Source organism: Isoptericola sp. NPDC055881, assembly GCF_053615895.1.
Genome location: NZ_JBSHCR010000110.1, coordinates 1 through 8839 on the forward strand (window position 1 = coordinate 1; position 8839 = coordinate 8839).

The window sequence follows — 8839 nt, forward strand, 5'->3', positions numbered from 1 at the left end:
CGCCCGGACCTGGTCCGGGCGGGCTCGAGCCGTGCTCACGAGGGTGCGGTCAGTCCTGCGCCGCCTTCTTCTTGCGCCGCGCGCGCGGGCCGACGCCCCCGGCTCGACCGGACGAGTTCGCCTCCCGGTGGGCGCGCACGAAGGTGCGGTACTCCTCGAGCACCTCGTCGGTCGGCCCGTCCTTGACGAGCTGGCCCTGGTGCACCCACAGGACGCGGGTGCACATCGCCTCGATCGTGCTGATCGAGTGGCTGACCAGGAAGATCGTGCCCGCGTTCTTGCGCACCTCGTCGATGCGCGCCTTCGAGCGCGCCTTGAACGCGGCGTCACCCGTGGCCAGCGCCTCGTCGATCATGAGGATGTCCGGCGTGGCCGCCGACGAGATCGCGAACCGCAGCCGGGCGCCCATGCCGGACGAGTACGTGCGCATCGGCATGTAGACGAAGTCGCCGATGTCGGCGAAGTCGACGACGTCGTCGAAGCGCTCCTCGACCTGCTTCGGCGTCAGCCCGAGGGCGAGACCGCCGATCCAGATGTTCCGCTCCCCGGACAGCTGCGGCATGAGGGCCGCGTTGACCCCCAGGAGCGCAGGCTCGCCGGCCACGAAGACCGAGCCGGACTTCGGCGGGATGAGGCCGGTGATCGCGCGCAGCAGCGTGCTCTTGCCGGACCCGTTGATGCCGACGATGCCGATGGACTCGCCGTGCCGGGCGACGAACGAGATGCCGCGGACGGCGTGCACCTCGCTCACCGCACCCACGTGCTGGGACGTCGAGCTCACCAGCCGGCGCAGGAACGAGCGCTTGGGCGCCTCGGCCTCGCGCACGTTGGCGCCGCCCTTGGCGGCGACCTGCTTCGCCTTGCCGCCGAAGACGCGGTAGACGATGTGCAGGTCGTCGACGACCAGGACCGGGTCCCCGAGGGTCGCGACCGGCTTGGGCCCCGCGAGGTCCTCGGGCTCGAACTCCTCGTCGAGGTCGACGTCGAGATGAAGGTCGGACTCAGTCACGGCCGTACCGCTCCTCTCCACGCCAGAAGATGATGAAACCGGCGATGAACGCCACGATCGCCCAGCCGACCGCCCACGCCCACATCCACGGCTCGTGGGGCATCGTCGGCTCCTGGGTCAGGATCGAGCGACCCAGGTAGAGGAAGACCCCGATGGGCTGGTACTCCAGGATCGGGCCGACCCAGCCCTGGACGCTCTCCGGGAGGTTGTCGACGTAGTGCGTCACCGGGAAGATCACGCCGGAGCCGTACATCACCAGGCGCAGGATGAACCCGAGGATGTTGTCGAGGTCGGGCGTGATCGCCACGGCGCGGGCCACGACGAACGCGATCCCGGTGTTGAAGATCCACAGCAGCGCCACGAGCGCGGGCAGCAGGAGCCAGCTCCACGTCACCTGCACGCTTGCGTAGGTCGGCAGCAGGCCGCTGAGCAGCACGATCGCCAGCATCACGAGCAGCGCCGGCGCGAGGGTGGTGAGCAGCGACACCACCTGGGCGATCGGCAGCACGGCCCGGGGGAAGTGCAGCGACCGGATGAGGTTCGACTTCTGCGCGATCGACCGCGACCCGGCGTGCACCGACTGCTCGAAGAACCGGTACAGGAACGTGCCGATGGTGATGAACGCGATGGCGTTCTCCAGGCCGCGGGTCGCCTTGAGCAGCACGCCGAAGATCAGCACGTAGACGATCGCGTTGAGCAGCGGGTTGAGGACTGCCCACAGCTGGCCCAGATAGTTGTTCTGGTTCTTGGAGTAGGCGGTCGCCGTGCCCAGCACGCGGATGAACGCCCAGCGGGAGGAGACGTCGCGGACGTACCGTCCGAGCGGGGGCCGGACGCCCATGGGGCGCAGCCCGTACTGCTCCGCGATCGCCTGCCGCTCCTGCGACGACGTGCCGGGCACGATCGGGTCCGGGGGGCGGAGCGTGTCTCGGCCAGGCCCCGGCTTCCCGCGGTCGCCTGACGCGGCGCCCGTGGTGGTGTCGGTGGTCACGTAACTTGCATACCCGTCTTCTGAGGTACGGCCCGCGGCTGACAGGCCCCGTCGATAGTACAGCGGGAGCCCACCCCGAAAACGCTCCCGGGAGTGCCCGCAATAGGCCCGGGGCACCGTGGAATACTCGGTGCGCCGTCAGGCCCGCCCCCGGACCCGCCTCCAGGAAGACACCGATGCCGCACGTCGTCCCACCGCAGCCCACCCTGCCGCAGCGTGCCCGCCGGGCGGCCGCCCGAGCGCTGCTGAGCGCGGGCGTCCGCGCCAAGCAGGCCATGACCCGCGCCCTCGGCGACGAGCCGCCCGAGCTCTCCCCTCCGATCGAGGGGTTGCCCCTGTACCCGGTGGTCGCCTACTTCGCGGACACGACGGACCAGGCCTACCAGCTGCGGCAGTGGCTGCCGGTGCTCGAGCGCGTCGCCGAGCACCACCCGCTCGCCGTCGTCACCCGCAACTGGGAGCTCACCCAGGAGCTGCGGGCGACCACCCACCTCCCCGTGCTGTTCGCCCTCCAGCTCGACGGGCTGCGCCGCCTCTACGAGCAGATCGACGTCAAGACCGTCATCTACGTGAACAACGGCTGGCGCAACTTCCAGTCGCTCATCTACCAGCGCGCCCTGCACGTGCACGTCAACCACGGCGAGTCCGACAAGATCTCGATGGTCTCCAACCAGGCCAAGGCCTACGACCACGTCGTCGTCGCCGGGCAGGCGGCGGTCGAGCGGCACCGGCGGGCGCTGATCAACTTCGACCTCGACCGGCTGGTCGTGTGCGGGCGCCCTCAGCTCGACCTGGAGGTCCCGCCCGTGCTGGGGGCCGCCCCCGGCCGTCGTACCGCGCTGTACGCCCCCACCTGGTCGGGCGAGGACGACGCCAACAACTACACGTCCCTGGACCGCTACGGCGTGGCGATCGTCCGCGCCCTGCTGGCCCGCCCGGACGTCCGCGTGGTCTACAAGCCGCACCCCCGCGTGCTCACCGCGGAGGACCCCGCGATCGTGGCCGCGCACACCGAGATCGTGCGTCTCCTCGCCGCCGCGGGCGCCCCCCACGCGCAGCCGCTCGGCGCCGACATCCTCGGCCTCTTCGAGGACGCCGACCTGCTGGTGACCGACATCTCGTCCGTCGGGCTCGACTTCCTCTACCTGCGACCCGACGCGCCCATCGTGCTCACCGACCGGCGCACCGATCGCGCCCGGATCCTCGCCGAGGCGCCCGTCGCCGGCGCGGTGGACATCGTCGACGGCGACTCCGTCGGCGACGTCGCCGGCCTTCTCGCCGCGAACCTCGCCGCGGACCCCCACCACGACGAGCGGGTCCGGCTGCGCGACCACTACTTCGGCTTCGTGCGCGGCGAGAGCAGCCGGCGCTTCCTCGAGCTGGTGGACGGCTGCGTGGAGCGCCGCGACGCGATGGTCGCCGCCCACCCCGGCACGTCGGCCGGCTGAGACCGGTCAGCCGGCTGCGGGCGGCTCCCCGGCGGGCGGCTCCCCGGCCGCGATCCGCGCGACCTCGCGGTCGCGGATCTCCATGAGGCGCTCGCACGCCGCGACGAACCGGCGCGTGGACGCCCCGGGCGCCGTGTCGCCCAGGTAGTGCTCCCGCAGCGCCAGGCGCTGCTCGCGCGTCGGGTCCTGCGTCAGCTCGCGGTCCACCGTGGCGACCACGTCGCCGAGGGCGGACACCGGCAGCTGCGGGGCGAGCTCGAGCAGGGGGCTCGACGCGATGATGACGTCGCCCACCGGCCGGGTGACGACGATCGGCTCCCCCGTGGCGAGCCAGTCCATCGCGACGCCGGAGACGTCGCAGACCAGCAGGTCCGCCGCGGCGAAGGCCGGCGCGACGTCGCCGTGGGTGTCCGTGCCGTGCGCCGGACCCTCCGCCGGCGCCGGTGCGCTCGCGAGGTAGTCGCGGATGGCGGCGTCCGCGTCGCCGTAGGCCGCCACCCGCACCCCGGTCAGCGGGTGCGGGCGGTAGAGCACGCGGTAGCGGCCGGACTCCACCAGGGCCCGCACGACCGCCAGGCCGTGCGTCGCGACCGAGCCGTACTCGGCCGACGGCTGCCCGCCCTCCCAGGTGGGCGCGTAGAGCACGGTGGGCAGCGGCCCCCGCGGGGTCCCTGCACGCAGGCGCAGCTGGTCGTCGAGCTGGGGCCGGCCCACCGGGACGCACCGGGCGTGCGCGTCGTACAGGGTGCTGAAGCGCGCCATGCGCTCGACGGCGGCCTGCCCGGCGACGAACGAGAAGTCGTAGGCCTTCGTCTGGTTCGACACGGTGACGAGCTTGTCGCTGTCGCCGTGCATCAACGACGCGTGCACGAGCTGCCCGAACCGCAGGCAGGTGAAGTTCTCGGGGTTGTGGTTCACGTACAGCGCGAGCTTTGTCGCGGACCGGCCCAGGACGTCGTCGAGCGTCGTGTAGTGCGCCACGGTGCGCACGTCCAGGCCGCTGTCCCGGCGGATCGCGCGGGCCGTGCGCGAGTCCTGCGTGACGACGACCACCGGGTGCTCGGCGTGCAGCGCCCGGAAGGTGTCGTACCACTGCTCGATCTGGTAGAGCGCCTCGGGGGTGTCCGCGAAGTAGACCAGCACCTCGTACGGCCACGACGTCCCGAGCAGCGCCTGGTCCTCGCCGAGCCCGTCGGGCATGCCGCCGGGCAGCAGCCCCAGCCGCCGGACGACCTTGCCTCCCAGGGAACGGATCCGGCGCCGCAGCGTGGCGCCCCGGGGTGTCGCAGGCATGGGTCTCCAGGGGCGTTGTCGATCAGCGGGGGACGCGTCGCAGCATACCGGCCAGCCGTCGCAGGGTCCTCGGCCGGCGGGCCGACGGCGGACGGTGGCGGGTCATGTCCTGCAGCACCTCGGCCCAGCGCTCGACGACCGCGGCGTCCGAGTACCGCGCGGCCGTCGCGACCGCGGCCTCGCGCATCCCGCGCACCGTCGCGTCGTCCAGCGTGACGAAGCGCTCGATCGCCGCGGCGAGCGCGTCGAGGTCGCCGTCGGGCACGAGGAAGCCGTCCACGCCGTCGGTGACGATGTCGGCCGGCCCGTAGCGGATGTCGTACGCGATCGGCACGCACCCGCGGGCCATCGCCTCCGCGAAGACGAGCGGCAGCCCCTCGGCACGGCTGGTGAGGAGCAGGAACGAGGCGTCGGCCAGCCGGTCGGCGGCGCCCCGGACGAAGCCGTGCAGGGTGACCCCGGGCACCTTCGCCGCGCGCGCCTCCACCTGCGGCCGCATCGGGCCGTCGCCGTACACGTCCAGGGTGAGGTCGAGGCCGGTCCGCCGCGCCGCGCGCCCGAGGCCCATGACGGCCTGACCCACCCGCTTGCGCCCGTGCAGGGAGGCCAGGACGGCGCCGCGGTACTTGTCCGCGTGCTCCGGCAGCGGGCCGTCCGGCAGGTCCGTGCTGTTGGGCACCACGTAGGCGTGGTCGCGCGGACCGACCCGGTCCAGGACGTCCCGCCGCTGCCCGTCGGTCAGGAAGACCACGGCGTCGTAGTCGTCGAGGTGCTCGACGAGCGGCGTGCGTGCCACGGTGAGCGGGCCGTGCGCGTCGGTGGCCGCCGCCGACAGGTGCGCGCCGTGCACCAGGTGGGCCGTGTAGAGGTCGCGTCGCTGCACGGAGGCGAAGAACTTCACGAGCGTCTTGCTGTCGACGACGACGTAGGCGGGCCGCTCGGGCAGCACCACGTCCAGCCAGTGCCGGTAGAGCGCCCACGCGGAGGCCCACGACCGCCCGGGACGGCCGTCCCGGGCGTACAGGGTGATGCGGCGGGAACCACCGTGCTCGTCCACGGCGGCGAGCGTGCCGTCCGGCCGGAAGTGCAGCTGGCGCAGCACCTCGCCGTCCGCCCTCTCCTCCGTGCGCACCACCTCGCCCGGCTCGGCGCGCGGCCGCTCGGCGGGACGGGCGCCTCGGCCGGGCGCGACGTCCTCGTCCGGCAGCGACCGCACGTCGTGCCACACGTTGTGCAGGGTGAGGCCGGGGACCAGCTCGCCACGCTCCTCGAGCATCGCGCGCGCGGCGTCCAGGTCGAGGTCCGGCGAGAAGGTGAGGACGCGCACGGGCACTCCCGCCTCCTGGACGAACGCGCGCGACCGGCGCAGCAGCGCCGACGTCATGCCGCCGTAGTCGTCCGGGATCGTCCAGGTCGCGGCAGCGTGGCTCCCGGGCGGGAGCGAGGTCGTCTGGGGTCCGGGGCTCGCGAGCATCCGGCCCATCGTAGGGCGCCCGAGGGTGTCTCCGGCGGTCACGGCCACACGGACGCGGTCGCCGGCCGCGGTCCATGCGCCGTCCGTGCGCCGTCCCTGCGGCAGGCCCCGCGGCGGGCCGCGCTGCCCAACGTTCACCCTGCGGCCACGCCGTCGTCCCCTGCGCGTCGCACGCCGCGGTGAGACTGGCGGCGTGACCGCGCTCGTCGAGTCCCCGCTCCAGCTGCTCTGCGCCGTCGAGGCGCACGCCGCCGGCCACGCCGGTGCCACCACGCGCGTGCTGGCCCGCGCCGACGTCCCGGCCCTCACCGCCGGGATCGACGCCGTCCGCGCCCTGGGCCTGCCCGCCGGGCTCGACGTGGCGCCCGCGCCCGCACCCCGCCGGCTGCCTGACGACACCGTGGTGGTGGGCGACCCGTTCTCCGGCGCCTTTCAGGCCGCGCTGCTGCGCGCGCCGCGGCCGCCGGAACGCCTCGTCGTCGTCGACGACGGGCTGGCCACGCTCGACCTGGCGCGGCGGGTGCTCACCGGTTCCCCCCTCGTCCGGCTGACGGCACCGCCCGACCCGCTGCGCTACGGCCTGGGCGCGCTCGCCGCGCGCCGGCTGCGCCGCGTCGTCGCTGCGGGCCGCCTCACCCTGTGCACGACGATCCCGCTGGACGACGAGACGCTCGCCGGGCTGCGCGACCTCGGCGTGGCCGTGCGGCCCCACGACTTCGCGTGGCTGCGCTCGCGCCCGCAGCGCAACGCGCCGGCCGAGTCGACCGTCGTCGTCGGCTCCGCCCTCGTGGCCGACGGGCTGGTGCACGCCGACCGCTACGCGGCCTGGGTGCGCGGGATCGCCGCCGACGGGCCGGTGCGCTACGTCCCGCACCGCCGCCACGACCCGCTCGTGTCGGCCCTGCTGGAGCGGCTGCCGGGCGTCACGGTGGACGCGCCGGGCGCCCCCGTCGAGATCCGCCTGCGCGGCCTGCGGCCCGGCCAGCGGACGGTCATGCTGCCGTCGACGTCGGCCGTCACCCTGTCGCGGCTGCTCGCCCCGCGCGGCGTGGTCGTGGCGCCGCAGGGCGTCCCGGACGCCTGGTGGACCGACCGCGCCACGCCGGAGCTGCGCCGCCATCTCGGGCGCACGCACGCCCTCGCCACCCGCGCGGCCGCGGAGTCCGCCGCCACCGCGACCGCGACAGTGGCGCCGGGCGCGGCCGTTGCCCTCGGCCGCCCCGCCGGCGGTCGCGACCTGTCGACGGCCGCCGTCGTGTCGCCCGCATGACGCTCGTCCGCCCGCTCCCCCGCGTCCTGTCCCGCACCGTCGACCCGTTGCCCGGCGTCGAGCGGCGCGCGCCCCGCGTCCTCGCGGTCGCGGACTCCGACTCCTACCTCAAGTGGGCCGTGTGGACCCTCGCCCGCCTGCGGGACGACGTCGCCTCCCGCCGCCCCGGACCGGACGGCCTCGAGGGCCCGGCGGCGGGCGAGGGCCCGCACGTGTCGGCCGTCGTCGTGCGCTCCCCGATCGCCCCGACCGCGGGTCAGACCGCCGCGGCGGTGAGCGGCACGGGCGTGGGCCGGCCGCCGGTGCTCGGCCCGGGCGCGCTCCGCCGCCTGGTGCGCCGCACCCGGCCGGACGTGGTGCTCGTCGCCGCGACCGGCCCGGTCGCCGAGCTCGTGGCCGGACAGGTCGTGCGGGCGCTGCCTGCCGGCCGGCGCCCCGCCCTGCTGGCCGGGCTGCCGGGGATGGCGCTCCCGGCCACGCCCCAGGGCGCGGGGTGGCGGCGCTGGTGCGACGCGTTCCTCGTGCACGCGCGGGTGGAGGTGAGTCCGTACGTCGAGGCGTTCGCCCGCCAGGGCGCGCGGCCTGACCTCGTGCTCACCCGGCTGCCGTTCCTCGACGAGGCCGCGGCGCCGCCCGGCGCGGCCGTGCGGCGCGTGGTGCTCGCGGCCCAGGCCAAGGTGCCCGCCACCCGCGCCGAGCGGGTCGCGCTGCTGGACGGCCTCGCGCGCCTCGCCGCCGACGGCCTCGAGGTCGTCGTGAAGCTGCGCGCCCGGGCGGGCGAGCGGCAGACCCACAACGAGGCGCACCCGCTCGACGCGCTCTGGGCCGCGGAGCACCGCAGCCTGGGCCGGCCGGCCGGCGCGGTCACGTTCGTCACCGGCCCGATGGCCGACCAGCTCACGCCCGGTACGGCCCTGCTCACGGTCAGCTCCACCGCCGGGCTGGAGTCGCTGGCCCGGCGCCTGCCCACCGTGTTCCTCGCCGACTTCGGCGTCGGGCCGGACCAGCTCAACGAGCCCTTCGCCGCGTCGGGCTGCCTGCGCCGCCTGGAGGACGTCGCCGCCACCCTCCGCGCGGGCGGCCCCGCCCCCGACCCGGTGTGGAGCGACGAGCACTACCTGCACACCGCGCCGTCCGGCCTCCCCGCTGCCGTGCACGACCTGGCCCGCCGCTCCCGTTCCGGTGAGCTGCCGCCCGTCCACGTGCGCCCGTGGTCGTGGCCGCGGCACGCCTACACGGTGGTCCGGTCCGCCCTGCCCGTCGCCGTCGCGCAGCGCCTGACCCTCCCCCGCTGACCCGCCCCCTGAGGGCTGCCGAACAGGCGGTTACGCACGTTCTCGGGGTCGAGAACGTG

Annotated in this window: 7 protein-coding genes; 3 read left to right on the forward strand and 4 right to left on the reverse strand. The window is 75.0% G+C overall.

What is annotated here, in order from left to right; all coding sequences use genetic code 11:
• Window positions 1-49: 49 nt before the first annotated feature.
• On the reverse strand, window positions 50-1009 hold the full coding sequence (locus tag ACWGKI_RS19970) for an ABC transporter ATP-binding protein (protein ID WP_380244749.1): 960 nt from the start codon (window positions 1007-1009) through the stop codon (window positions 50-52).
• Window positions 1002-2000 (reverse strand): ABC transporter permease, encoded by a 999-nt coding sequence (locus ACWGKI_RS19975; protein WP_452189364.1) that lies wholly within the window; start codon window positions 1998-2000, stop codon window positions 1002-1004. The genes ACWGKI_RS19970 and ACWGKI_RS19975 overlap by 8 nt, the downstream gene beginning before the upstream one ends.
• 176 nt (window positions 2001-2176) lie before the next feature.
• Between ACWGKI_RS19975 and ACWGKI_RS19980 the strand changes: the two genes are divergently transcribed.
• Window positions 2177-3448 (forward strand): CDP-glycerol glycerophosphotransferase family protein, encoded by a 1272-nt coding sequence (locus ACWGKI_RS19980; RefSeq protein ID WP_452189366.1) that lies wholly within the window; start codon window positions 2177-2179, stop codon window positions 3446-3448.
• Between the two features lie 6 nt (window positions 3449-3454).
• Here the strand turns inward: ACWGKI_RS19980 and ACWGKI_RS19985 are convergent, their stop codons facing one another.
• The gene (locus tag ACWGKI_RS19985; protein ID WP_452189368.1) at window positions 3455-4741 is read right to left on the reverse strand and encodes a CDP-glycerol glycerophosphotransferase family protein; all 1287 of its coding nucleotides are present in this window, start codon (window positions 4739-4741) and stop codon (window positions 3455-3457) included.
• Window positions 4742-4763: 22 nt separating this feature from the next.
• Window positions 4764-6215 (reverse strand): glycosyltransferase, encoded by a 1452-nt coding sequence (locus tag ACWGKI_RS19990; RefSeq protein WP_452189370.1) that lies wholly within the window; start codon window positions 6213-6215, stop codon window positions 4764-4766.
• Window positions 6216-6408: 193 nt separating this feature from the next.
• On the opposite strand from ACWGKI_RS19990, the gene ACWGKI_RS19995 reads away from it, so the two are divergent.
• Both ACWGKI_RS19995 and ACWGKI_RS20000 read left to right on the forward strand, forming a co-directional pair.
• On the forward strand, window positions 6409-7485 hold the full coding sequence (locus ACWGKI_RS19995; RefSeq protein WP_380244744.1) for a hypothetical protein: 1077 nt from the start codon (window positions 6409-6411) through the stop codon (window positions 7483-7485).
• Entirely contained in the window at window positions 7482-8780 is a 1299-nt protein-coding gene (locus tag ACWGKI_RS20000) for a DUF6716 putative glycosyltransferase (RefSeq protein WP_452189372.1), read from the forward strand. The genes ACWGKI_RS19995 and ACWGKI_RS20000 overlap by 4 nt, the downstream gene beginning before the upstream one ends.
• Window positions 8781-8839: the final 59 nt, after the last annotated feature.

Coding starts and splice junctions, on each gene's coding strand:
- ACWGKI_RS19980 (WP_452189366.1), top strand. CDS start 2,177: ATGCCGCACGTCGTCCCACCGCAGCCCACCCTGCCGCAGCGTGCCCGC.
- ACWGKI_RS19985 (WP_452189368.1), bottom strand. CDS start 4,741: ATGCCTGCGACACCCCGGGGCGCCACGCTGCGGCGCCGGATCCGTTCC.
- ACWGKI_RS19990 (WP_452189370.1), bottom strand. CDS start 6,215: ATGCTCGCGAGCCCCGGACCCCAGACGACCTCGCTCCCGCCCGGGAGC.
- ACWGKI_RS20000 (WP_452189372.1), top strand. CDS start 7,482: ATGACGCTCGTCCGCCCGCTCCCCCGCGTCCTGTCCCGCACCGTCGAC.